At 69.6% G+C, this 23,011-nt stretch carries 24 protein-coding genes; 19 read left to right on the forward strand and 5 right to left on the reverse strand.

The genetic code is table 11. From position 1 onward, the window contains the following. Window positions 1-58: 58 nt before the first annotated feature. Window positions 59-592 carry an inorganic diphosphatase gene (locus tag ASE56_RS05345; RefSeq protein ID WP_056225941.1) on the reverse strand — a complete coding sequence of 178 codons (534 nt, stop codon included), beginning with the start codon at window positions 590-592 and terminating at the stop codon, window positions 59-61. Window positions 593-795: 203 nt separating this feature from the next. Here ASE56_RS05345 and tilS point away from each other — a divergent pair, with 203 nt between their 5' ends. The 13 genes from tilS to lysS all read left to right on the forward strand — a co-directional run bounded on the left by tilS (window position 796) and on the right by lysS (window position 12,585). Next, complete coding sequence (tilS, locus tag ASE56_RS05350; protein WP_056225944.1) at window positions 796-1,794, forward strand: tRNA lysidine(34) synthetase TilS; 999 nt, start codon at window positions 796-798, stop codon at window positions 1,792-1,794. 22 nt (window positions 1,795-1,816) lie between these two features. Further along, window positions 1,817-2,368 carry a hypoxanthine phosphoribosyltransferase gene (gene hpt / locus ASE56_RS05355; protein WP_056225947.1) on the forward strand — a complete coding sequence of 184 codons (552 nt, stop codon included), beginning with the start codon at window positions 1,817-1,819 and terminating at the stop codon, window positions 2,366-2,368. A gap of 149 nt (window positions 2,369-2,517) precedes the next feature. Continuing rightward, entirely contained in the window at window positions 2,518-4,521 is a 2,004-nt protein-coding gene (gene ftsH, locus ASE56_RS05360) for an ATP-dependent zinc metalloprotease FtsH (protein ID WP_056225950.1), read from the forward strand. Window positions 4,522-4,527: 6 nt separating this feature from the next. After that, window positions 4,528-5,115: a GTP cyclohydrolase I gene (folE, locus tag ASE56_RS05365; RefSeq protein ID WP_056225954.1), complete on the forward strand. Its 588-nt coding sequence runs from the start codon at window positions 4,528-4,530 to the stop codon at window positions 5,113-5,115. Continuing rightward, complete coding sequence (gene folP / locus ASE56_RS05370) at window positions 5,112-5,903, forward strand: dihydropteroate synthase (RefSeq protein WP_056225957.1); 792 nt, start codon at window positions 5,112-5,114, stop codon at window positions 5,901-5,903. Before folE ends, folP begins: the two co-directional genes overlap by 4 nt. Then, complete coding sequence (gene folB / locus ASE56_RS05375; protein WP_056225960.1) at window positions 5,903-6,268, forward strand: dihydroneopterin aldolase; 366 nt, start codon at window positions 5,903-5,905, stop codon at window positions 6,266-6,268. The genes folP and folB overlap by 1 nt, the downstream gene beginning before the upstream one ends. Then, window positions 6,265-6,792 (forward strand): 2-amino-4-hydroxy-6-hydroxymethyldihydropteridine diphosphokinase, encoded by a 528-nt coding sequence (folK, locus tag ASE56_RS05380; protein ID WP_056225963.1) that lies wholly within the window; start codon window positions 6,265-6,267, stop codon window positions 6,790-6,792. Before folB ends, folK begins: the two co-directional genes overlap by 4 nt. Then, a complete protein-coding gene (locus ASE56_RS05385) occupies window positions 6,789-7,274 on the forward strand; it encodes a DUF3180 family protein (RefSeq protein ID WP_056225966.1) in 486 nt (161 codons plus the stop codon). The genes folK and ASE56_RS05385 overlap by 4 nt, the downstream gene beginning before the upstream one ends. Then, window positions 7,228-7,833: a PH domain-containing protein gene (locus tag ASE56_RS05390; RefSeq protein WP_081349806.1), complete on the forward strand. Its 606-nt coding sequence runs from the start codon at window positions 7,228-7,230 to the stop codon at window positions 7,831-7,833. The genes ASE56_RS05385 and ASE56_RS05390 overlap by 47 nt, the downstream gene beginning before the upstream one ends. Further along, on the forward strand, window positions 7,830-9,416 hold the full coding sequence (locus tag ASE56_RS05395; protein WP_056225970.1) for a PH domain-containing protein: 1,587 nt from the start codon (window positions 7,830-7,832) through the stop codon (window positions 9,414-9,416). The genes ASE56_RS05390 and ASE56_RS05395 overlap by 4 nt, the downstream gene beginning before the upstream one ends. After that, window positions 9,413-10,135 carry a DUF2520 domain-containing protein gene (locus tag ASE56_RS05400; protein ID WP_056225974.1) on the forward strand — a complete coding sequence of 241 codons (723 nt, stop codon included), beginning with the start codon at window positions 9,413-9,415 and terminating at the stop codon, window positions 10,133-10,135. Before ASE56_RS05395 ends, ASE56_RS05400 begins: the two co-directional genes overlap by 4 nt. After that, the gene (panC, locus tag ASE56_RS05405) at window positions 10,132-10,986 is read left to right on the forward strand and encodes a pantoate--beta-alanine ligase (RefSeq protein ID WP_056225979.1); all 855 of its coding nucleotides are present in this window, start codon (window positions 10,132-10,134) and stop codon (window positions 10,984-10,986) included. Before ASE56_RS05400 ends, panC begins: the two co-directional genes overlap by 4 nt. A gap of 78 nt (window positions 10,987-11,064) precedes the next feature. Continuing rightward, a complete protein-coding gene (gene lysS / locus ASE56_RS05410; RefSeq protein ID WP_056225982.1) occupies window positions 11,065-12,585 on the forward strand; it encodes a lysine--tRNA ligase in 1,521 nt (506 codons plus the stop codon). On the opposite strand, the gene ASE56_RS05415 is transcribed toward lysS, so the two are convergent. Further along, a complete protein-coding gene (locus ASE56_RS05415) occupies window positions 12,536-13,699 on the reverse strand; it encodes a DUF4192 family protein (protein WP_056225984.1) in 1,164 nt (387 codons plus the stop codon). The two genes, lysS and ASE56_RS05415, sit on opposite strands and share 50 nt — an antisense overlap. A 133-nt stretch (window positions 13,700-13,832) precedes the next feature. Here ASE56_RS05415 and ASE56_RS05420 point away from each other — a divergent pair, with 133 nt between their 5' ends. From ASE56_RS05420 to ASE56_RS05430, 3 genes are all read left to right on the forward strand, one after another. After that, window positions 13,833-14,030, forward strand: a complete 198-nt coding sequence (locus tag ASE56_RS05420; RefSeq protein ID WP_056225986.1) for a hypothetical protein — start codon at window positions 13,833-13,835, stop codon at window positions 14,028-14,030. Between the two features lie 64 nt (window positions 14,031-14,094). Next, window positions 14,095-15,561 carry a cardiolipin synthase gene (gene cls, locus ASE56_RS05425; RefSeq protein ID WP_056225989.1) on the forward strand — a complete coding sequence of 489 codons (1,467 nt, stop codon included), beginning with the start codon at window positions 14,095-14,097 and terminating at the stop codon, window positions 15,559-15,561. A 73-nt stretch (window positions 15,562-15,634) separates the two neighbouring features. Beyond that, window positions 15,635-16,357, forward strand: coding sequence for a hypothetical protein (locus ASE56_RS05430; RefSeq protein ID WP_056225994.1), 723 nt, complete (start codon window positions 15,635-15,637; stop codon window positions 16,355-16,357). Window positions 16,358-16,398: 41 nt separating this feature from the next. On the opposite strand, the gene ASE56_RS05435 is transcribed toward ASE56_RS05430, so the two are convergent. Beyond that, window positions 16,399-16,632 carry a helix-turn-helix transcriptional regulator gene (locus tag ASE56_RS05435; RefSeq protein WP_056225996.1) on the reverse strand — a complete coding sequence of 78 codons (234 nt, stop codon included), beginning with the start codon at window positions 16,630-16,632 and terminating at the stop codon, window positions 16,399-16,401. Next, window positions 16,629-17,252: a hypothetical protein gene (locus ASE56_RS05440; RefSeq protein WP_056225999.1), complete on the reverse strand. Its 624-nt coding sequence runs from the start codon at window positions 17,250-17,252 to the stop codon at window positions 16,629-16,631. The genes ASE56_RS05435 and ASE56_RS05440 overlap by 4 nt, the downstream gene beginning before the upstream one ends. A 190-nt stretch (window positions 17,253-17,442) precedes the next feature. Between ASE56_RS05440 and ASE56_RS05445 the strand changes: the two genes are divergently transcribed. The 3 genes from ASE56_RS05445 to ASE56_RS05455 all read left to right on the forward strand — a co-directional run bounded on the left by ASE56_RS05445 (window position 17,443) and on the right by ASE56_RS05455 (window position 21,284). After that, the gene (locus ASE56_RS05445; protein WP_056226003.1) at window positions 17,443-19,968 is read left to right on the forward strand and encodes an ATP-dependent Clp protease ATP-binding subunit; all 2,526 of its coding nucleotides are present in this window, start codon (window positions 17,443-17,445) and stop codon (window positions 19,966-19,968) included. A gap of 71 nt (window positions 19,969-20,039) precedes the next feature. Further along, complete coding sequence (locus tag ASE56_RS05450; RefSeq protein ID WP_056226007.1) at window positions 20,040-20,549, forward strand: amino-acid N-acetyltransferase; 510 nt, start codon at window positions 20,040-20,042, stop codon at window positions 20,547-20,549. Between the two features lie 60 nt (window positions 20,550-20,609). Further along, window positions 20,610-21,284, forward strand: a complete 675-nt coding sequence (locus tag ASE56_RS05455) for a hypothetical protein (RefSeq protein WP_200914129.1) — start codon at window positions 20,610-20,612, stop codon at window positions 21,282-21,284. A 51-nt stretch (window positions 21,285-21,335) separates the two neighbouring features. Here the strand turns inward: ASE56_RS05455 and ASE56_RS05460 are convergent, their stop codons facing one another. Continuing rightward, a complete protein-coding gene (locus tag ASE56_RS05460; RefSeq protein ID WP_056226010.1) occupies window positions 21,336-22,874 on the reverse strand; it encodes an amino acid permease in 1,539 nt (512 codons plus the stop codon). Window positions 22,875-23,011 lie beyond the last annotated feature (137 nt).

Below are 23,011 nucleotides of genomic sequence, written 5' to 3' on the forward strand. Positions count from 1 at the left end.
CCGAGCCCACGAGAAAACCCCCGGTCGATGGACCGGGGGTTTTCTCGTCTGCAGAAGATCAGAGGGTGTTCGGCGCCTCGCCGGATCCCTGCGTCTTGGTCTGAGCGTCGTGCTCGTCGAAACGCGTGAAGGCCTCGGCCACGAGACGCTCGGCCTCAGCGGCATCCGCCCACTCGTCGACCTTGACCCACTTGTTGGGCTCGAGGTCCTTGTAGTGCTCGAAGAAGTGCGAGATCTCCTTCTTGGTCCACTCGTCGATGTCGCCGACGTCCTGGATGTGGTCCCAACGCGGGTCCTTCGCGAGCACGGCCACGACCTTGTCGTCGCCGCCGGCCTCGTCGCTCATCTTGAGCACGCCGACCGGGCGCACCTTGGCGAGGATGCCGGGGTGCAGGTCGCGGTCGAGCAGCACGAGCACGTCGAGCGGGTCGCCGTCTTCGCCGAGGGTGTTCTCGAAGAAGCCGTAGTTGGCGGGGTAGCCGAACACCGTGTAGAGGATGCGGTCGAGGTAGACACGGCCGGTGCCGTGGTCGACTTCGTACTTCACGCGGCTTCCGCGGGGGATCTCGATGACGGCGTCGAAAGCGCCCATACTCGTGCTCCTTAGATCTGTGGATTTCCGCGGCCCAGCCTAGTCCGGCGGGCGCGTGACGCCCACGCGGAGCCACACGGCAGGAGTTCGCGGTCGGCGGGCGGTGACGAGGCGCAGCGGCGAGGCGTCGCCGCGGGAAACTCCTGCGTCGTGTCCGGGGGCGCGCAGGCGGCGGCGTCGCGGCCCGGCGATAGCGTGGAGGCATGGATCACCGCCCCGGCCTGGACCCCTCCGTCGCCGAGGTGCGCCGCGCCGTCCGCGCCGCGCTCCCGCGGGCCGGTGGCCCCGTCGTCATCGCCCTCTCGGGCGGCCCGGATTCGCTGGCGCTGGCGGCGGCGACCGCTTTCGAGGCGCCGCGTGCCGGCATCCGTGCCGTCGCGATCGTGATTGACCACGGCCTGCAAGCGGGATCGGATGCCATCGCGGAGGCCGCCGCGAACGCGGCGCGTGGTCTCGGTCTCGAGGCGCGGGTCGTGCGGGTCGAGGTGGGCTCGGTCGACGGGCCCGAGGCCGCGGCGCGTGCGGCTCGATACGCCGGCTTGGCCGAAGCGGCGGCCGACCTCGGCGCCGAGCTCGTCCTGCTCGGACACACCCTCGACGACCAGGCCGAGACCGTCCTCCTCGGGCTCGCGCGCGGCTCCGGCGCGCTCAGCCTGGCGGGCATGCCCGCGCAGCGGAGGGATGCCACGGGCCCGGTGTGGGTGCGCCCCCTGCTGACGGTTCGCCGGCGCACCACGGTCGCGGCGTGCGCGGCCGCGGGGCTCGACCCCTGGACCGACCCCCACAACGCCGACCCGGGGTTCGCGCGCGTGCGGGTACGCGATCGCGTGCTGCCGGTGCTCGAGGCCGAGCTCGGACCGGGCGTCGCCGAGGCGCTCGCGCGCACCGCCGAGCAGCTGCGCGAAGACGCCGACGCCTTCCAGGACATGATCGACGAGACGATCGAAGACATCGTCGAGCACGCTGAGGCGGGGATCTCGATCTCGGTCGCCGCCCTCGCCGCGAACCCCGCCGCTCTGCGCAACCGGATCATCCGCTATGTCGTCGACAGCGAGTTCGGCGTCTCGCTCTCGCGCACCCAGACCCTCGAGGTCGCCCGTCTGGCGACCGACTGGACGGGTCAGGGGCCCATCGACCTGCCCGGGTGCCTCGCCCGACGCGTCGGCGCCCGGATCGAGGTCGTCGCGCGTACGGCATCCTGATCCGCCGACGTAGACTTTCCGAATGCGCGCGGCCGACATCTCCGACGACATCAGCGAAGTCCTCCTCACCGAGGAGCAGATCCACGAAAAGCTCGCCGAACTGGCGACGCGGGTGGCCGCCGACTACGAGGGACGCGACGTCGTCCTCGTGGGCGTGCTGAAGGGCGCGGTCATGGTCATGGCCGATTTCGCCCGGCACTTGCCGATGCACGTGTCGATGGACTGGATGGCCGTTTCGTCCTACGGCGCGTCGACCCGCTCGAGCGGCGTCGTGCAGATCCGCAAAGACCTCGACACCGACATCACCGGAAAGCACGTGCTGATCGTCGAGGACATCATCGACTCCGGCCTGACCCTCAGCTGGTTGCTCGAGAACTTCGCCTCGCGCGGAGCGGAGTCGGTCGAGGTGCTCGCGCTGCTGCGCAAGCCCGACGCGATGAAGGTCGAGGTCGACTGCCGCTACGTGGGCTTCGACATCCCCAACGACTTCGTCATCGGATACGGCCTCGACTACGCAGAGCGCTACCGCAACCTGCGCGACGTCGCGGTGCTCGCACCCCACGTCTACTCCTGACGACACGCCGTCTCCACGGCGGAGGGGCCGGTGGCATCCGGAGCCTTGTACGCCCATGACGAACGCACAGGCCCGGCATAGTCCGTGGGCGTTAGCCTGATGCGACCGCATTTCTGCGGAGGATCACGAAAGGGCTGGGCTCGCCCACCATGAATTTCAAGAAGATCACGCGAAATCCGATCATCTACGTTCTGCTGGTCGGTCTGCTTCTCGTCATCGGTTTCTCCCTCATCACGAACCTGAGCGGTGCCCGCCAGGTCTCCACCAAAGAGGGTCTCGACCTGCTCAAGGGCGGCACCGTGACGCAGGTGGTCACCAACGACCCCGATCAGCGCGTGGACCTGAAGCTGTCGCAGCCCTTCGAGGGTGCCAACGACGTGCAGTTCTACTTCAGCCAGGCCCGTGCGAACGAGGTGGCCACCGCGATCGACTCCGCGAACCCCTCCGACGGCTTCAACGACGTCGTGCCCAAGCCCAGCTGGTTCGACGGTCTTCTCGGACTCCTGCTCCCGCTCGTGCTGCTCGGCCTGCTCTTCTGGTGGCTGCTCTCGAGCGCCCAGGGCGGCGGCAGCAAGGTCATGCAGTTCGGCAAGTCGCGCGCCAAGCTCGTGACCAAAGAGACGCCCACCGTCACGTTCCAGGACGTCGCGGGCTCCGACGAGGCGATCGAAGAGCTCGACGAGATCAAGGAATTCCTCAAGGACCCGAAGAAGTTTGAAGAGGTCGGCGCCCGCATCCCGAAGGGCGTGCTGCTGTACGGCCCTCCCGGAACCGGTAAGACCCTGCTCGCCCGCGCTGTCGCCGGCGAGGCCGGTGTTCCGTTCTACTCCATCTCGGGTTCGGACTTCGTCGAGATGTTCGTGGGTGTCGGTGCGAGCCGCGTGCGCGACCTGTTCAACCAGGCCAAAGAGAGCTCCCCGGCCATCATCTTCATCGACGAGATCGACGCCGTCGGACGCCACCGCGGCGCCGGCATGGGCGGCGGTCACGACGAGCGCGAGCAGACGCTGAACCAGATGCTCGTCGAGATGGACGGCTTCGACCCCAAGGTCAACGTGATCGTGATCGCGGCGACCAACCGTCCCGACATCCTCGACCCCGCCCTGCTGCGCCCGGGCCGCTTCGACCGCCAGATCGGCGTCGACGCCCCCGACCTCAAGGGTCGCCAGCGCATTCTCGAGGTGCACGGGCGCGGCAAGCCGCTGTCGGACTCGGTCGACCTCGAGGTCGTCGCGCGCAAGACGCCCGGCTTCACCGGTGCCGACCTGGCGAACGTGCTCAACGAGGCCGCTCTGCTGACCGCGCGCTCGAACGCCCAGCTCATCGACAACCGCGCCCTCGACGAGGCCATCGACCGCGTGATCGCGGGCCCCCAGCGCCGCACCCGCGTGATGAAGGACAAAGAGAAGCTCATCACCGCGTACCACGAGGGCGGCCACGCCCTCGCTGCCGCGGCGATGAACCACACCGACCCCGTCACCAAGGTCACGATCCTCCCGCGCGGCAAGGCCCTCGGCTACACGATGGTTCTCCCGCTCGACGACAAGTACTCCGTCACCCGCAACGAGCTGCAGGACCAGCTGACGTACGCGATGGGCGGACGCGTCGCCGAAGAGATCGTCTTCCACGACCCCACCACCGGCGCCTCGAACGACATCGAGAAGGCCACGAGCATCGCCCGCAAGATGGTCACCGAGTACGGCATGACCAACGAGGTCGGTCCGGTCAAGCTCGGCGGATCGTCGGGCGAGGTCTTCATGGGCCGCGACATGGGCCACGGCCGTGACTTCTCGGAGCGCATCGCCGAGCGCGTCGACGCCCAGGTGCGCGCGCTCATCGAGCAGGCGCACAACGAGGCCTACCAGGTCATCAACGACAACCGCGAGGTGCTCGACCGCCTCGCGCTGGCGCTGCTCGAGAAGGAGACCCTCGACCACAACGAGCTGGCCGAGATCTTCACCGACGTCAAGCGTCTGACGCCGCGCCCGCAGTGGCTGTCGTCGGGGGACCGCCCCGTGTCGACCCAGCCGCCCGTCGAGGTCCCGCGTCGTCAGCAGCCCGCCGGCATCGCGGCATCCACCGAAGCGGAGTCGCAGGCCGCCGCCAAGGCGCAGCCCCGTCCGAGCGGACAGACGCGCCCGGCCACCGCCTGAGGCGCCGTGGCCGTCGATCGTGAACGCGTCGCCGTCCTGGTGCGCGAGCTCCTGGAGGCGATCGGGGAAGACCCCGATCGCCCCGGGCTCCGCCAGACCCCGACGCGCGTGGCAGACTCCTGGGCCGAGTTCTTCGGGGGAGTGAATCAGGATGCCGGCGCCCCGCTGCAGCACACCATCTCGGTGTCGCGCGGCCCGGCGCCGGACACCCTCCCCTCGGGTGCCGTGATGCTGCGCGACATCGCGTTCCGGTCGATGTGCGAGCATCACCTGCTCCCCTTCCGCGGTCGGGCGCACGTGGCGTACCTCCCGGGTGAGGAGGTCGTCGGACTCGGCGCCCTGCCGCGGGTGATCGACATCCTCGCCGCCCGCCCGCAGGTGCAGGAGCGTCTCGGCGAACAGGTGGCCGACACCATCGCCTCGGCCCTGGACGCGCGGGGCGTGCTCGTCGTCCTCGATGCGGTGCACGAGTGCGTGACCATGCGCGGGGGCCGACAGCCCGACGCCTCGACCGTGACGATCGCCGCGCGCGGCGTCTACGGCGACCCCGTCGCGCGTGCCGAGCTCGTGGCGCTGATCGGAGCACGCGCGTGACCCTCATCATGGGGATCGTCAACGTCACCCCCGATTCGTTCAGCGACGGCGGCCGGTACCTCGACCCCGACGTCGCACTCGCCCACGCTCGCCACCTCCGCGCCCAGGGGGCGGAGATCCTCGACGTCGGCGGCGAGTCCACCCGGCCCGGAGCCCAGCGTGTGGCGCCCCGCGTCGAGCAGCAGCGCGTGCTGCCGGTCGTCGAGGCCCTGGCATCCGAAGGCTCCTTCGTGAGCATCGACACCATGAACGCCGCCACGGCGGTCGCCGCCGTCCGCGCGGGCGCACGGCTCGTGAACGACGTCTCCGGTGGGCTGGCCGACCCCGACATGCTCGCCGCCGTCGCCGAGACCGATGCCGACATCGCCCTCGGGCACTGGCGCGGTCCGTCGACGGAGATGTACGCCCGCGCCGACTACGTCGACGTGGGGCGCGAGGTGTCCGCCGAGCTCGCTGAAAGGGTCGAGTCCGCCCTCTCCGCGGGCATCGATCGGTCGCGCCTCGTCGTCGACCCGGGCATCGGTTTCGGCAAGCGCGGAGCGCAGAACTGGCAGACGTTGAGCGCGCTCCCCGAGATCTCGGCACTCGGACTCCGGGTGCTCGTGGGCACGAGCCGCAAGAGGTTCCTCGCGGAGGCGATCGGCGAAGACGCCGACCTGGCTCGCCGTGACCTGGCGACGGCCGTCACGAGCGCCCTGTCCGCCCGCGCCGGCGCGTGGGCCGTGCGCGTGCACGACGTACCGTCCACCCGCGACGCACTCGCCGTCGCCCGCGCTTGGGAGACCTGATGGATGCCGACACGATCACTCTGACGGGGGTGCGTGCCGTGGGTCACCACGGGGTCTACCCCGACGAGAAGCGCGACGGGCAGGAATTCGTGGTCGACGCGACCCTCTCGCTCTCACTGCGGCGCGCGGCCGAGACCGACGACGTGGTCGACACCGTGCACTACGGCGAACTCGCCGAGCGCCTCGTACGGATCGTCGAGGGCGAGGCGGTCGACCTGCTCGAGACCCTCGCGCAGCGACTGGCCGACGCCGTGCTCGCCGACAGCCGCGTGGACGCGGTGACGATCACCGTGCACAAGCCGCAGGCTCCCATCCCCGTTCCCTTCGGCGATGTCGCCGTGACCATCTCGAGGTCGCGCCCGTGAACGTGCGGCTGGCGCACGGGATGGACGCTGCTCCGCGCGCCACGCCCGTCCACGCGGTCGTGGCCCTGGGAGCCAACCTCGGCGAGCGTTTCGAGACCCTCGCCGCCGCGGTCGACGAACTGCGGCGGCTCCCGCTCACCAGCGGGGTCCGGGTGTCCGCTCCGATCGAGACGGTGGCCGTGACGCTTCAGGGTGAGGACGAGGAAGCGCCGCGCTATCTGAACGCCGTCGCTGTTCTCGAGACGCGCCTGGCGCCGGGGGAGCTGCTCGCCTCGCTCCACCGCATCGAAGCCCGACACGGGCGCGTGCGCCGGGAACGGTGGGGTGACCGCACCCTCGATCTCGACCTGATCGCCTACGGCGACGAGCGCATCGATCGCGACGACCTCGTCGTCCCGCACCCCCGCGCGCACGAGCGGGAGTTCGTCTTGGCGCCGTGGCTCGACATGGATCCGGATGCCGTGATCCCCGGGGTGGGCCGCGTGGCCGACCTGCTCGTCGCGCTGCGGGGAGGACTCTCGTGAGGCGCACGGGCGCGGGCATCCTCACGATCGCCGTCGTCGCGGGCCTGGTGATCGGGTTCCTCCTGGACACCGTCCTCACCGCGATGGGCCGACCGACGTTCGCGCCCGCGGCGAGTCTGCCGACGATCCTCGCTCTGCTGGGGGCCGTGGTGGTGGCGCTCGCCATCCCGATCTACCGGGCGACGCGCGGGCGGAGCCCGCGACGGATCGATCCGTTCCGTGCTGTGCGCATCGCGATGCTGGCGAGAGCGTCGTCGATCCTCGGGGCCGCTGCGGCGGGGTTCGCGGGCGGACTGCTCGCCTTCCTGTTGAGCCGGCCGGTGGTGCCCTCGGTAGGCTCGATGGGATCGATCATCGCGACGCTCGTCTGCGCGGTCGTCCTCGTCGTCGCGGGACTCGTGGCCGAGCAGCTCTGCACCCTCCGGAAGGACGACGATGACGACGCCCCAGGGAACACCCCCGCAGGACCCGTCGGAATCTGAGGCCCGCAACGTCGACGACGCCGACCGGACGGTGCTCGACGACGCCACCTACGACCGCATCCTTGAACCGCGCTCGTCACGTCGGCTCCCCCTCGGCGACGGCACCTGGCATCAGCTCGCCCGCGCGTACGTCCGCGTGCAGCTGATTTCGCAGGGGGCGGTCTTCGTGCTCGTGCTCGCGGCCGCCGTGATCGCCCAGATCATCACGGGCGTGCAGTGGCAGTGGATCCCGGCCGGGATCATCCTGCTGATCACCGCCGTCGGCCTCTTCATCACCCCGCGGCAAGCGCGGTCCTTCGGGTACCAGTTGCGTCGCGATGACCTCGTGTTCCGCCGGGGCATCCTGTGGCAGCGGGTCGTGGCGGTTCCCTACGGCCGGATGCAGCTCGTGGACATCACCCACGGCCCCCTCGACCGGGGCTTCGGCATCGCCCAGCTCAAGCTCGTGACCGCCGCGGCCTCCACCGGAGTGACCATCCCGGGATTGACGCAGGAGGCGGCCGAACACCTGCGCGACACGCTCGTGGCCGTCGCCGAGACCCGTCGGACAGGGCTGTGACCGACCCGCACGCGGCGGGACCGCCCCTCGACCCGCAGCCCCGGCCGCAGCGAGCGGTCGTCCGTTCGCCCTACAGCGACGGCGAGTGGCATCGCCTGCACCCCCTGACGCCGCTCCTGCGCGGCGGACTGACCCTCCTCGTGATCATCGGCGTGATCGTCGCGAACCTGCGGGAGCGTCTCGTCGAGTGGGTCTTCCCGGTCTTCACCGAGATCCCCCCGGGGGAGCTCCCGCCCGACCCGGTCGACTTCCTCTTCGCGAACAACCTGATCCTCGTGGCGGGGGGAGCGACCCTCGTCGTCCTCATCGTGCTGCTGGTCCTCTTCCGCCTGTCCTGGCGTTTCCACACCCTGCGCATCAGCGATGACGACGTCGAGGTGCGTTCGGGCGTGCTGTTCCGCACTCATCGTCGTGCTCCCCTCGACCGGGTCCAGGGCGTCAACCTGACTCGTCCGATGATCGCCCGCCTGCTGGGGCTCGCGAAGCTCGAGGTGGTCGGAGCGGGACTGGATGCCAACGTCAAACTCGAGTACCTGTCGGGGAAGGACGCCGAGGCCATCCGCGGCGACATCCTCCGTCTCGCCTCGGGCCGGCGTCTCGCCGAGGGGCGGACCGAACCGGGCGCCCGCGCCTCGCTCGCCCGGCAGGCGGCGGAGGCCGTGGGGTCGGGGCTGCAGGGCATCGTCGACGGGGAGGACTTCTCCGACGCCGAGCCGGAGAGCATCGTGCGCATCCCGATCGGTCGGCTCGTGGCATCCCGTGTCCTGAGCGGATCGAGCCTCGTCCTCGTCGCTCTGGTCGTGGGGATCGTCGTCGCGGCGTCGCTGTCGACACTGTGGCTGCTGTTCACCGTGGTCCCGATGTTCCTCGCCTTCGGCGCGTACTACGTGCGCTCGATCGCCCAGGGACTGCGGTACTCGATCGCCCCGACGGCCGACGGGGTGCGCGTGACCTTCGGCTTGTTCACGACGGTGTCGGAGGTGGTGCCGCCGGGTCGCGTGCACGCGATCGAGGTGCGCCAGCCTCTGATGTGGCGTCCGTTCGGATGGTGGACCGTCTCCGTGAACCGACTCTCGGGGCGGTCCTCCACCGACACGAGCAACGATCAGTTGGCCGCGGTGCTGCCGATCGGGACACGAGCCGATGTCGAGCGCGTCCTGCGGATCCTCGTCCCCGACCTGTCGAGCGACGAATGGACACTCGTGTTCCGCGACGGCATCCTGGGTCCGGTGGAGAACGACCCCTACGTGACGACCCCGAAGAGCGCCCGGTGGCTCCGCCCGCTGTCGTGGCGGCGGAACGGCGCGCTTCTGACCTCGGACGCCCTGCTTTTGCGCCGCGGGTGGGTGTGGCGGTCCTTGAGCGTGGTTCCGCTCGCCCGCTTGCAGTCGATCGGCCTGCATCAGGGCCCGTTGGCACGCGCGACGGGGACGGCGACCCTGGTGGCCCACGTGATCGCGGGCACCGTCCAGACCTCGATCGGCGTCCTCGGCCGCGACGACGCCCTCGGGCTGTTCGAGCGGACCGCGCGAGCCGGCGTCGATGCGGCGGCGATCGACCGCACGCACCGGTGGGCCGGATGAGCGCCGGTCGCGACGGGCGCCTCGGCGTCGGGGTGATCGGCGCGGGACGTGTCGGCCCGGTCGTCGCGGCGGCGCTCGCCGGTGCGGGCCACGCCCTGACCGGGATCACCTCCGGCTCGGACGACGATCGCGTGGAGGCGATCCTGCCGGGCCTGCCGGTCCTGACGGCCGACGAGGTCGCTCGACGCAGCGAGCTCGTGGTCGTCGCGGTTCCGCACGACCAGCTCCCGGGTCTCGTCTCGGGCCTCGCCGAGGTCGGAGCGTGGCAGCCCGGCCAGCTGGTGCTGCACACCGACGCCGCGTACGGATCGCGCGTCCTGGATCCCGCCGCGAGGAGCGGCGCCATCCCGCTCGCCATCCACCCCGCGATGGCCTTCACAGGGGTGTCGTCGATCGACCTGCGCCAATTGGCCCAGTCGTATGCCGCCGTGACCGCACCGGCCCCTGTCCTCCCCATCGCCCAGGCTCTCGCGGTCGAGCTGGGGTGCGAGCCTCTCGTGGTCGCCGAGGACGACCGGGCGACGTACGCCGAAGCCATCGCGACGGCCACGGAGTTCTCTCGTTCGATCGTCCGGCAGTCGTCGGCGCTGCTCGAGCGCATCGGTATCGACAACCCCGGCGCATACCTCTCGGCCCTCGTGCGTTCGAGTGTCGACCAGGCGCTCGTCGAGGGCGGGCGCCGTGACGACCTCGACGGCACCGCTACGATCGACGGATGATCCGCTCCCTCGAGGATCTGCGCACCCGACTCGGCGAGATCCGAGGCGCAGATCGATCGGACGCCGGCCCGCGCGTCGCCCTCGTGTCCACCCTCGGCGCTCTGCACGACGGCCACGTCGACCTCATCCGCGAGGCGCGCGAACGAGCGGACGTCGTGGTGGTGTCGACCTTCGTCAACCCGCTGCGCTTCCGCTCCGCCGACGACACCGGGGCCTATCCCCGGTCGCCCGAGTCCGACGCGCGCGTGCTCGGTGAGCTGGGCGTCGACGTCGTCTTCGCGCCGTCGGCGGCGGAGTTCCTCCCGGCGGGAACGGCGACGACCCGCGTCTCGGCGGGCGATGTGGGTCTCCGCTACGAGGGGCGTGTGCGCCCCTTCTACTTCGACGGGGTGCTGACCGTCGAGGCGAAGCTCTTCCACCTCGTTCGACCCGACGTTGCCGTCTACGGGGAGCGCGATCGGCAGCGCATCTTCCTCGTGCGCCGCATGGTGCGAGACCTCGACTTCGGCATCGACGTCGCGACGGTTCCGACGGTGCGCACCGACGACGGGCTGCCCGTGTCGAGCCGCGTCGCGCTGCTCGACGATGCCGATCGCCGCGCCGCCGCGGCCCTTCCGCGAGCCCTCGAGGCGGCGGCCTCGAACGCCGATCTGGGGGTCGATGCCTGCATCGCCGCTGCGCAGTCGGCGTTGATGGGCGAGCAGCGCATCACGCTGGAGTACCTGAGCGTCGTCGATCCCGAGACGTTCCTGCCGGTCGACGACGGGCACCGCGGGCGCGCGTTCGCGCTCATCGCCGCCACGGTCGGCGGTCACCGCTTCATCGACAACGCCGAGATCTCGCTGCGCTGAGGGCCCTCGGGCGGCCGGTGACTCCGGGGCGGCCGAGGACGACGAATAGACTGGGGGAGACCCCGAGGAGCCTTCCTGATGACCGACGCGCCCGCGAACGACGCCGCCGAACCGACCGAAGACGAGGTCTTCGAACAGAAGGCGGTGCGCCTGGCCAAGCGCGAGCGTCTGCTCGCGGAACGCTCCGACGCCGCCGGCGGTCCCTACCCGGTGGCCGTGCCCATCACGACGACGATCCCCGAGCTGCGCGCGCGCTTCGGCGATCTCGAAGCCGGGGCCGAGACCGGTGAGACGGCCGGGGTCGCCGGGCGCGTGGTGTTCAGCCGCAACACCGGCAAGCTCTGCTTCGCGTCGCTGCAGTCCGGCGACGGAAGCCGCATCCAGGCCATGGTCTCGCTCGCGAGCGTCGGCGAGGAGTCGCTCCAGGCGTGGAAGGAGCTCGTCGACCTGGGCGACCACGTCTTCGTCTCAGGTGAGGTCATCTCGAGCCGCCGCGGCGAGCTGTCGATCATGGTCGCCGAGTGGACCATCGCGGCGAAGGCCGTCCTGCCCCTCCCCAACCTCCACACCGAGCTCAGCGAAGAGAGTCGCGTCCGCAGCCGCTTCCTCGACCTCATCGTGCGCGATCGCGCCCGCGAGACCGTGCTGGCCCGCGCGAAGGTCAACGCGAGCCTGCGCCGCACCTTCACCGAGCGCGACTTCGTCGAGGTCGAGACGCCGATGCTGCAGGTGCAGCACGGCGGCGCGAGCGCCCGCCCCTTCACCACGCACTCGAACGCCTTCGACACCGAGCTCTTCCTGCGCATCGCGCCCGAGCTGTACCTGAAGCGCGCCGTGGTCGGCGGTATCGACCGGGTCTACGAGATCAACCGCAACTTCCGCAACGAGGGCGCGGACACCACCCACAGCCCCGAGTTCGCGATGCTCGAGGCCTACCAGGCCTACACCGACTACAACGGCATCGCCGACCTCACGCAGACCCTCATCCAGGACGCCGCCGTCGCGGTGGCCGGGTCGACCACGGTCACGTGGGCGGACGGCACCGAGTACGACCTCGGCGGCGAGTGGGACCGCATCTCGATGTACGACTCTCTGTCCGCCGCCTGCGGCCGGTCCATCACCCCCGACACCTCGGTCGAGGACCTCCGCGCGCTCGGAGCAGAAGAGGGAGTCGACGCCCCGCCCCAGGAGACCCACGGCAAGTGGGTCGAGGAGCTGTGGGAGCACTTCGTGAAGGGCCGTCTCACCCGCCCCACCTTCGTCATGGACTTCCCCGTCGACACCAGCCCGCTCGTGCGCGAGCATCGCTCGATCCCGGGCGTCGTCGAGAAGTGGGATCTGTACGTGCGCGGATTCGAGCTCGCCACGGGCTACTCCGAGCTGGTCGACCCCGTGATCCAGCGTCACCGCTTCACCGAGCAGGCGAAGCTCGCCGCGCGCGGAGACGTCGAGGCCATGCCGATCGACGAGGAGTTCCTGCGCGCGCTCGAGCACGGGATGCCGCCCACCGGTGGCATGGGGATGGGAATCGACCGTCTGCTCATGGCCATCACGGGCCTGGGTATTCGCGAGACGATCCTGTTCCCGCTCGTGAAGTAGACCGCTCGAACACCCACTCCGGGAGGCGCCCGGCGTCGATGACGTCGAGCATGAGGGCGCTGAGCCCGTGGTCGGGGTCGATCTCGAGAGCCGTCTCGGCGTACAGGACGGCGTGAGAGGAGCGACCGGTCGCCCACGCGAGCCACGCGCACGCCGACAGCGGGCCAGGGCGACGCTCCCGGGGGAGGACGGACGCGACTCGGCGGCACAGTTCGAGCGCTCGTCGAAGGCGGTCGGGGTCGGGGAGGGCGCCTTCTCCCCACATCGGCCGGGCGAGGTCGTCGGGGAACGGCTTGCCACGGTGGAAAGCGGTCTGCGCCTGCAGAACCGCATCACCCGTGGCGAGATCCGCCACCCACTGCATCAACGCGACATCGCGTAGCGACGGTCGGGCGAGGCAGAAGGCGAGGGCGGCGAGCTGCGCGGGGTCGAGTTCTTCGGGCGGCGTTGCCAGGGCGTCCTCGATCAGGACCGGCGGATCCGCGAGCGCCACGGTGGCCGGATCTCCGGTCGCCGCACGCTTCAGCGGGGGAAGCTTACGGCGTTCCTGCGGGCCTCCGAGCACGCGCTCGATCGCGCGGAGGTCGGTGATCACCCGCCGAGAGACGGCGGCGTCGAGCGGCGGAAGCTCGGCGGCGGCGAACTGGTCGTCGACGACCGGGCCGGTCGGCTCCGCGAGCGTGTGCGCCGCGATGTCGCTCAACGGGTGCGGCATCGACGACGAGGGGGACACGTAGCTGTCCCATCCGTCCGAACCGACGACGAGGGCGTCGACGACGCGGAGGCCGCAGATCTCCGCTCGCCCCATCGCCGCATCGACGAGCGCGCGGTGGGGCGCCGCCGGAAGGTCGGCGAGGACCTCGTCGGCATAGACGACGATCGCCACGGCATCGGTCCGGGCGACCTTGCAGGCCATACCGATCACGGTCGAGGCGACGCTCTCGTTCGCGGAGGCGTCGTCGGCGGCCGGGAGGTCGACGCGCATGGCGCCGAGGGAACGCGACTCGGCGAACGGGACGAGCACGAGACTCTCGCGCGGGGTGCATTCGAGCAGATGCGGGACGAGAGCGAGGAACGCGGAGGACGAGGTGGCGGAGACGACGGTGGGTGTCATGCCTCGAGAGTGGCCGGGCGGGCGGGGCTCGCGCCGGGCGGAATAGCTCGACGGTGGATGAATCCGCATATCCACTGCTTGTGGAGGAGCCCGCGCGAACCGCGCGCCCAGGCAGCGCGGGTATTCTCGGAGCATGGACGAAACCTGGACCGCGATGCTGTGGGCGATCCTGCCGACCCTCGTGGTGTCCGTGGTGTTCTTCTTCATCCTCCGCAACGTCATCCGGATGGACCGGACCGAGCGCAAGGCCTACGCCCGTATCGAGGCCGAGGAGCGCGCAAAGCGCGGCCTCCCGCCGGTCGTCCGCACCGGCGACGGTCCCGCGAACTGACGATCGCACGGCCTCTGTCGGAGGCCGTCGCTACGCTGGGTCCACAACCCGCCCAGGAGGACCCGTGATCAACGCCACGTTCGACGCGAGCTGGCTCGTCATCACGCTCTTCATCGTCGACCTGGTCGTGCGCATCGCCGCGATCATCATCGTTCCGCGAAACCGTCGCCCGACCGCGGCGATGGCGTGGTTGCTCGCGATCTACTTCATCCCCTTCGTCGGGGTCTTCCTGTTCCTGCTCATCGGCAATCCGCGGCTGCCCCGCAAGCGCCGGCGCAAGCAGGCCGCGATCAACGAGTACATCCACGACACGAGCGCGTCGCTCGAGTTCGGCACACTCCGGCCCAACGCTCCGCAGTGGTTCCGCGCCCTCGTGCAGCTCAACCGCAACCTCGGTGCCATGCCGATCGCGGGAGACAACGCCGCGACCCTCATCGCCGATTACCAGCAGAGCCTGGATGCCATGGCCGAGGCGATCCGTCGGGCTCAGCGCTACATCCACGTCGAGTTCTACATCCTGCAGTCCGACGACTCGACGGACAACTTCTTCCGCGCCCTCGAAGAGGCCGCGGAGCGCGGCGTCGTGGTCCGCGTGCTCCTCGACCACTGGGCCAACCGCGGAAAGCCCTTCTACAAGCAGACGCTGCGCCGGCTCGACGCGATGGGGGCGCACTGGCACCTCATGCTCCCCGTGCAGCCGCTGCGAGGGCGCTACCAGCGACCCGATCTCCGCAACCACCGCAAGCTGCTCGTGATCGACGGCGACGTGGCGTACATGGGATCGCAGAACGTCACCGACTCGTCGTACAACCTCCGCAAGAACATCCGCCGCGGCCTGCACTGGGTCGATCTGATGGTGCGCGTCGAGGGCCCGGTCGTCGCGAGCATCAACGCCGTCTTCCTGTCGGACTGGTACAGCGAGACCGACGAGACCCTGCGTGACGAGATCGATCTGTTCAGCGTGACGTCGGGTCCGGGAGACCTCGACTGCCAGGTGGTGCCCTCCGGCCCCGGCTTCGATTTCCAGAACAACCTCAAGCTCTTCCTGGGCCTGCTCTTCGCGGCCAAAGAGCGCATCATCATCGTCAGCCCCTACTTCGTGCCCGACGAGGCTCTGCTGCTCGCGATCACCACCGCCTGCCAGCGCGGCGTGCACGTCGAGCTCTTCGTCTCGGAAGAGGGCGACCAGGCGATGGTCTACCACGCGCAGCGGAGCTATTACGAGGCTCTCCTGCACGCGGGCGTCACGATCTGGATGTACCGCAAGCCGTACATCCTGCACAGCAAGAGCGTCACGATCGACGACGAGGTCGCGGTCATCGGCTCGAGCAACATGGACATGCGCTCCTTCGGTCTGAACCTCGAGGTGTCGCTCTTGGTCCGCGGCGAAGAGTTCGTCCGCGACATGCGCGAAGTCGAGGGCGCGTACCGCACCCTGAGCCGCCAGCTCACGATCGAGGAGTGGCGTCGGCAGCCCCTGCGCTCGACGATCCTCGACAACCTGGCGCGCCTCACCTCCGCGTTGCAGTGACGCGCCGCGGCCCTCGCCGCCGGCATCCAGGTATCTCCGACATCATGGGCTCAACTCGCCCCCGGAGGTCCGCATGTCACGTCACCGTCTCGCCGTCATCGGAATGATCGGCGCGTCCCTCATCGCCGCTGGAGCCCTCACCGGCTGCGCCACCGGTGCCCCGGCTCCCGAGGGGATGGCTCCGACTCCGGATGCCACCGCCTCCGCGCCCGCGAGCGAACTCGGCGCCGCGTGGGTCAGCGGCGGCCGTGCCATCGCCCTGGTCACCACCGGCAGCTCTTCGTGCCCGCCGGTGCTGAGCGGCGAGCCGACCGTCAGCGGATCCACGGTGACGGTCGACCTCGCCGAGTCGCCACGACAGGACTGCACGCGCGACCTGGCTCCGCGCGCGACACTCATGAACGTGCCCGCGGGCGTCGACCCGAGTGCGGGCCTCGCCCTCACGGTGACGGGTGTCGCCCGGGGCAAGGTGATGCTCGCCGGGCTGGGCTCCGTTCCCGCCGCCCCCGCGGAATTCACCCCGTCGGCGGGCTGGGTGAACGACTCCCTGGTCGCCATCATCACGTACGGCAGCTCGACCTGCGTGCCCTCGGTCGAGGCGGTCACCGCGGCCGGCCCGAACGTCGAGATCCAGTTCGCGACGCCGCCGTCCGACCAGGTCTGCACGATGGATCTCGCGCCCCGCGTCACTCTCGCCGACATCGGTCGAGAGGCCGGGTCGGGCGCGGTGTCGCTCGTCCTCACCGGCGGGAACGTCGACGCCGGCGACCCCATCCCCGTGCTCGGCTCCCGCTGACGGCCGCACCCCCGCTCGTGGGGCGGGGGGGGCGAACGTGGTCAGCGCTCGGCGACGAGAAGCTCGCCCACCTCGCACTCGAGCACGCGGCAGATCGCGGACAGCGTCGAATAGCGGATCGCCCGGGCACGATCGTTCTTCAGCACCGACAGGTTGACCACCGAGACTCCGACGAGTTCGCTCAGGCGGGTCAGCGTCATGCCGCGCGCTTCCAGAAGCTCGTCGAGACGACAGTGGATGCCGGTGGGCCCGTCATCCGTCGCCGCCGGGGTCATACGAGACCCTCGGTGTCGCGCTGCAGGCGGTCACCGACCGCGAAGGCGGTGCCCGCGAGCGCGACGACGAAGGCGACGCCGAAGATGGACAAGAGATCGACCGTTCCGACGACGGCGCGATCGTACGTCCCGTCGGACAACAGCGCCAGGGCGCCGTTCACGGCCATGTTGTGGAAGAACGGAACGAAGTACATGCCGGCGATGGCGACGAGGCCCGCCGCCGTGACGAGCGCCGTGTGGGCACGCGAGAAGATCCGCCCCCGCAGGATGCCGAAGCACAGGATGAGGAGCAGGGTCACCACCGTCACCATCGCGACCGCGACCAACACGTGGCTGATGACGAGCGCGCCGAGCGCCGCGGGTTGAAGTGAGGCCACCGTCACCGACGCGGAATCGAGCTGCACGGCGACCGGTGCTCCGTCGGGCCCGAGCGGCGCCTGCGCCTCGGTGGCGACGAAGGGCGCGAGAAGGGTGATGTCGCGGTTGGGTAGGACCTGCGCGATGGCGACGACGGACTGCACCACTGCGGCGACGGCGATCGCCACTCCTCCGATGAGGAAAAGCACGAAGCCGATCGTGTCGCCGCGGGAGAGGACGCGGGGAGGTCGGGGGGAAGCCATGATCGCTCCTTATCGATGATCGTTGTTATCGGTTGTCGATAAGGTAACGACTGTCGATGTGTTCCGCAAGGTCGAGCGCGCAGACGGTATGCCCACGGCGAACACGGGGCTCTGGCATCCGGCCGCTGGTTACTCTCGATGTACGGCGCGCGGAGGCGTGCCTGTCAGCCCATTTTTGGAGGGACTGAGGATGTTCGAAAGATTCACCGATCGTGCTCGTCGTGTGGTGGTGCTCGCCCAAGAAGAGGCGAAGATGCTGAACCACAACTACATCGGCACCGAGCACATCCTTCTGGGCCTCATCCACGAGGGTGAGGGCGTGGCTGCCAAGGCGCTCGAGTCGCTGGGCATCTCCCTCGATGCCGTCCGCGAGCAGGTGCAGGACATCATCGGCCAGGGGCAGCAGCAGCCGACCGGCCACATCCCCTTCACGCCGCGTGCGAAGAAGGTCCTCGAGCTGTCTCTGCGCGAGGCGCTGCAGCTCGGTCACAACTACATCGGCACCGAGCACATCCTGCTCGGCCTCATCCGCGAGGGTGAGGGCGTTGCCGCCCAGGTGCTCGTCAAGCTCGGCGCCGACCTCAACAAGGTCCGCCAGCAGGTCATCCAGTTGCTCTCGGGCTACCAGGGCAAGGAGCCCGCGGGCGTCGCCTCGGGTGCCGGCGAGCAGACCCAGGGCGCTGCCCAGGGTGGATCGGCCGTGCTCGACCAGTTCGGGCGCAACCTCACGCAAGCCGCGCGAGACAACAAGCTCGACCCCGTCATCGGGCGCGAGAAAGAGATCGAGCGCGTGATGCAGATCCTTTCGCGCCGCTCGAAGAACAACCCCGTCCTCATCGGCGAGCCCGGCGTCGGCAAGACCGCTGTCGTCGAGGGCCTCGCCCAGGCCATCGTCAAGGGCGATGTGCCCGAGACGCTGAAGGACAAGCAGGTCTACTCGCTCGACCTCGGTTCGCTCATCGCCGGATCCCGCTACCGCGGTGACTTCGAAGAGCGTCTGAAGAAGGTCACGAAAGAGATCCGCACGCGCGGCGACATCATCGTCTTCATCGACGAGATCCACACTCTCGTGGGTGCGGGTGCCGCCGAGGGTGCGATCGACGCCGCGTCGATCCTCAAGCCCCTCCTCGCCCGCGGTGAGCTCCAGACCATCGGTGCCACCACGCTCGACGAGTACCGCAAGCACTTCGAGAAGGACGCCGCTCTCGAGCGCCGCTTCCAGCCGATCCAGGTGGCCGAGCCGAGCCTCCCCCACGCGATCAACATCCTGAAGGGCCTGCGCGACCGCTACGAGGCGCACCACAAGGTGCAGATCACCGACGGCGCGATCGTGGCCGCGGCGAACCTCGCCGACCGCTACATCAGCGACCGGTTCCTGCCCGACAAGGCCATCGACCTGATCGACGAGGCCGGCGCCCGCCTGCGCCTGTCGATCCTGTCGAGCCCGCCGGAGCTGCGCGAGTTCGACGAGAAGATCGCGAAGGTCCGCGAGCAGAAGGAGCAGGCCTCCGAGGAGCAGGACTTCGAGAAGGCCGCCGCCCTGCGTGATGAGGAGAAGTCGCTCCTCGCCGAGCGTCTGCGCCTCGAGAAGCAGTGGCGCTCGGGCGACGTCGCCTCCCACGCGGTCGTCGACGAGGGTCTGATCGCCGAGGTGCTCGCCCAGGCGACCGGCATCCCGGTGTTCAAGCTCACCGAGGAGGAGTCCAGCCGCCTCATGTTCATGGAGAAGGCCCTGCACCAGCGGGTCATCGGCCAGGAAGAGGCGATCGCGGCCCTCTCGCGCACGATCCGTCGTCAGCGCGCGGGCCTCAAGGACCCCAAGCGTCCCTCGGGCTCGTTCATCTTCGCCGGCCCGACCGGTGTGGGAAAGACCGAGCTCGCCAAGGCGCTCGCCGAGTTCCTCTTCGACGACGAGGGCGCGCTGATCTCGCTCGACATGTCGGAGTTCGGTGAGAAGCACACCGTCTCGCGTCTGTTCGGTGCCCCTCCCGGATTCGTCGGGTTCGAAGAGGGCGGCCAGCTCACCGAGAAGGTGCGCCGCAAGCCGTTCTCGGTCGTGCTCTTCGACGAGATCGAGAAGGCCCACCCCGACATCTTCAACTCGCTGCTGCAGATCCTCGAAGAGGGTCGCCTGACCGATGGTCAGGGTCGCGTCATCGACTTCAAGAACACGGTCATCATCATGACCACGAACCTCGGTTCGTCGGCGATCGCCGGTGGTCCCGTCGGCTTCCAGGTCGAGGGCAGCGCCCAGACCTCGTACGAGCGGATGAAGGGCAAGGTCGACGAAGAGCTGAAGCGTCACTTCAAGCCCGAGTTCCTCAATCGCGTCGACGACGTCATCGTCTTCCCGCAGCTGAACAAGGACGAGCTCCGTCAGATCGTCGGCCTGTTCGTGAAGCGTCTGGCCGACCGCCTGCTGGATCGCGACATGACCGTCGAACTGTCGGACGACGCGAAGGACAAGCTCATCGAGATCGGGTTCGACCCGACGCTCGGAGCGCGCCCCCTGCGCCGCGCCATGCAGCGCGAGGTCGAGGACCGTCTCAGCGAGAAGATCCTGCACGGCGAGCTCGAGTCGGGTGACCACGTCAAGGTCGGCGTCGAGAACGGCCAGTTCTCGTTCGAGACCAGCCCGCGCGGTGAGAAGGTCGCGATCGGTGTCGGAACGGCCGGCGAGATCGCCGCCACCCCCGACACGCTCGCGGGCCACTGATCGCATAGCGAACGAAGGGCCCGGATGCCACGGCATCCGGGCCCTTCGTCGTTGCGGCGTACGCTTGTCGAATGACCTCATCCGCGCCGTTCGTCGTCCGCCCCGCCGGAACCGCCGACGTCCGCCGCATCCACGAACTGCTCGAGCCCTACGTGCAGAAGCGCATCCTGCTGGGCAAGGACCTGGTCGTGCTGTACGGATCGGTGCAGCAGTTCGTCGTCGCCGAGGCCGATGGCGTGGTCATCGGGTGCGGGGCCCTGCACGTGATGTGGGAGGACCTGGGCGAGATCCGCACCCTGATCGTCCACGATGACTGGCTGCACCACGGCGTCGGGCGGGCCATCGTCGAGACCCTTGAGGAGCGCGCGCGGGAGGTCGGCGTCTCGCGCCTGTTCTGCCTGACTTTCGAAGTGGACTTCTTCACGCGCCGGGGCTTCTCCGAGATCGGCGAGCAGGTCGTCGATCCCGACGTGTACTCCCAGCTCGTGCGCAGCCCCGACGAGGGCGTCGCCGAGTTCCTCGATCTCGCGCACGTGAAGCCGAACACGCTGGGCAACACCCGGATGCTGAAGCAGCTGTGAGCCCGCGCTCCTGAGCGTGCCGTGGCGCGAGCGCACAGCCGCGCCGCCTACCCTGGATGTATGACCGATGCCCCCCGTAGGCGGAGGCAGTCCCCGGCGGTCTACCGTCGTCGTCGTCTCGCCGCAGGGCTTCTGGCTCTGCTGGTGATCGGCCTCGTCGTGTGGCTCGTGGCGGCTCCTCCGTGGCGTGCCGCCCCCACCGCCGAGGCGCCCCCCGCTCCCGCTGCGAGCACTCCTGCCGCCGCTGCGTCCGCGTCCGCGCCGGCGGCATCCGAGACCCCCTCCGCCGTTCCGTCCGCGTCGCCGACGGCGACCGCTCCCGCCGGGCCCGTCGAATGCACGGCGTCCGACATCACCGTGGCGGCGCTGTCGGACAAGAGCGAGTACGGGCAGGGTGAGAATCCGCAGCTGTCGATCAAGCTCACCAACACCAGCGCGACCCCGTGCACGATGAACGTCGGTACGAGCGCGCAGTCGTTCACCGTGACGAGCGGCTCCGACGTGTGGTGGCGATCGACGGACTGCCAGGCCGAGCCGAGCGACATGGAGGTGACGCTGGCCGCCGGCCAGGTCGTCACGAGCTCCGCGCCGCTCACCTGGGACCGTACGCGTTCCTCGGTGAACTCCTGCGGCGGGGAGCGGCCGTACGCCCCCGGCGGGGGAGCGACCTATCACCTGAGCGTCTCGATCGGCGGCATCCCGTCGTCGGGGACGGCGTCGTTCATCCTGCGCTGAACATCACGAGGGGCGGATGCCGGTGGCATCCGCCCCTCGTCGTTCCCGGACTCAGGAGCCGGGCTTCGTGCCGAACACCTCGCCCTCCATGGCGTCGTAGCCCTCCTGCTGCGGGTCGCCGTGCAGCCCGCCGGACAGGGCGTACTCCTCTTCGGGCGAGAGGACGAGGCGGTGACGACCGTAGACGGCGAAGGCCACGAAGATCACCGCGTAGACCACGATGATCGCGACGATCGCGAGCAGGTAGGCGGGGTTCAGCAGCAGGCCGAAGAACACCACGGCGGCGATGATGGCCGCTGAGTACGCCCCGAACAGCCCCCACGGGCTCTTGTACGGGCGGACGGCGTTCGGGAACTTCCGACGGAGCACGATGAACGACACCATCTGCAGGAAGTACGCCAGCACCGCGCCCCACACGGCGATGTTGAGCACGATCGCTCCGGCCGGGCTCGCGTCGCCGCCCGCGGCCTGCACCACCACGAGGGCGACGAAGCCGAGCACGGCGCCGAAGACGAGGGCGACCCACGGGGTCTTGCGCGCGCCGGTGAGCGAGAGCCAGCGGGGGTAGTACCCGGCGCGCGAGAGCGAGTACATGTTGCGGCCGTAGGCGAACATGATGCCCATCAGCGAGGCCAGGAGCCCGACGAGGGCGAGGAGCGACAGGAGGGCCGCGGCCTGGTCGCCGACCATCGCGCGGAAACCGTCGAGGAGGGGCTCGAGCGAGCTGCCGGTGGCGTCGGCGCCGAGCACTCCGGTGTTGAGGAACAGCACGATGAGACCGGTGACGATGAGCGTGCCGCGGGCCCAGAGCCCCGCGCGGGGGATGTCGCGGGCGGGATCGTGCGACTCCTCGGCGGCGAGCGGGAGCTCCTCGATGCCGAGGAAGAACCACATCGCGAAGGGGAGTGCCAGCAGGATCGATCCCACGCCGAAGGGGAGGAACTCGGTGTTGCCGTCGGTGGGGGCGATGTTCCACAGTGAGCCCCCGTCGAAGGCTCCCGTCATGAGCGACATCGCGCCGAAGATCACGATGATGCCGATCGAGATGATCGAGACCACGATGGCGAAGCCGAAAGAGATGTTCGCGCCCGCGGCGTTGAGGGCGATGAACAGCGCGTAGAGGATGATCCACCAGGCGAAAGCGGGCAGGCTCACCCCCGTCAGCAGCTCGAGGGCCGAGTCGGCGTACTGGCCGGAGAAGTAGACCACCACCGCGGTGGTGGCGACGTACTCGATCGTCTCGGCGAGGCCGGTCGCGAGGCCGCCCCACGGCCCCATGGCCGATCGGGCGAAGGAGTAGGCGCCACCGGTGTGCGGCATGGCGGCCGCCATCTCGCCGATCGAAAAGGTGAGCCCGTAGTACATCACCACGAGGATGACGAAGGCGATGAGCATGCCGCCGAAGCCGGCGAAGCCGATGCCGAAGTTCCAGCCCGAGAAGTCGCCCGAGATGACCGCGGCGACGGCGAGGCCCCAGAGGCCCCAGACGCCGGCCGAGCGTTTCAGGGTGCGTTTCTCGAAGTACGAGGCATCGGTGGCCGTATAGGTGGCTCCGGCGACCTTTTTACGGGAGTTGCTCGAGGTGGACATGGGACCTCCAGACGGATGCGGGCAGGCTTCGGGGTCGCCTTGCGGGAAATCATGGCCTCCTATTGGTCGACCTGTCTACCTTTGCCGTGTAAGTTCCTCGTTACGTCCTCCGCACGCGAGGGCGTCGACACCGCGAG

This window comes from Microbacterium sp. Leaf203 (assembly GCF_001421275.1).
In the GTDB taxonomy this organism is placed as follows: domain Bacteria; phylum Actinomycetota; class Actinomycetes; order Actinomycetales; family Microbacteriaceae; genus Microbacterium; species Microbacterium testaceum_A.

Coding starts and splice junctions, on each gene's coding strand:
- ASE56_RS05345 (WP_056225941.1), bottom strand. CDS start 592: ATGGGCGCTTTCGACGCCGTCATCGAGATCCCCCGCGGAAGCCGCGTG.
- tilS (WP_056225944.1), top strand. CDS start 796: ATGGATCACCGCCCCGGCCTGGACCCCTCCGTCGCCGAGGTGCGCCGC.
- hpt (WP_056225947.1), top strand. CDS start 1,817: ATGCGCGCGGCCGACATCTCCGACGACATCAGCGAAGTCCTCCTCACC.
- ftsH (WP_056225950.1), top strand. CDS start 2,518: ATGAATTTCAAGAAGATCACGCGAAATCCGATCATCTACGTTCTGCTG.
- folB (WP_056225960.1), top strand. CDS start 5,903: ATGGATGCCGACACGATCACTCTGACGGGGGTGCGTGCCGTGGGTCAC.
- ASE56_RS05390 (WP_081349806.1), top strand. CDS start 7,228: ATGACGACGCCCCAGGGAACACCCCCGCAGGACCCGTCGGAATCTGAG.
- ASE56_RS05400 (WP_056225974.1), top strand. CDS start 9,413: ATGAGCGCCGGTCGCGACGGGCGCCTCGGCGTCGGGGTGATCGGCGCG.
- panC (WP_056225979.1), top strand. CDS start 10,132: ATGATCCGCTCCCTCGAGGATCTGCGCACCCGACTCGGCGAGATCCGA.
- lysS (WP_056225982.1), top strand. CDS start 11,065: ATGACCGACGCGCCCGCGAACGACGCCGCCGAACCGACCGAAGACGAG.
- ASE56_RS05415 (WP_056225984.1), bottom strand. CDS start 13,699: ATGACACCCACCGTCGTCTCCGCCACCTCGTCCTCCGCGTTCCTCGCT.
- ASE56_RS05420 (WP_056225986.1), top strand. CDS start 13,833: ATGGACGAAACCTGGACCGCGATGCTGTGGGCGATCCTGCCGACCCTC.
- ASE56_RS05430 (WP_056225994.1), top strand. CDS start 15,635: ATGTCACGTCACCGTCTCGCCGTCATCGGAATGATCGGCGCGTCCCTC.
- ASE56_RS05435 (WP_056225996.1), bottom strand. CDS start 16,632: ATGACCCCGGCGGCGACGGATGACGGGCCCACCGGCATCCACTGTCGT.
- ASE56_RS05440 (WP_056225999.1), bottom strand. CDS start 17,252: ATGGCTTCCCCCCGACCTCCCCGCGTCCTCTCCCGCGGCGACACGATC.
- ASE56_RS05445 (WP_056226003.1), top strand. CDS start 17,443: ATGTTCGAAAGATTCACCGATCGTGCTCGTCGTGTGGTGGTGCTCGCC.
- ASE56_RS05450 (WP_056226007.1), top strand. CDS start 20,040: ATGACCTCATCCGCGCCGTTCGTCGTCCGCCCCGCCGGAACCGCCGAC.
- ASE56_RS05455 (WP_200914129.1), top strand. CDS start 20,610: ATGACCGATGCCCCCCGTAGGCGGAGGCAGTCCCCGGCGGTCTACCGT.
- ASE56_RS05460 (WP_056226010.1), bottom strand. CDS start 22,874: ATGTCCACCTCGAGCAACTCCCGTAAAAAGGTCGCCGGAGCCACCTAT.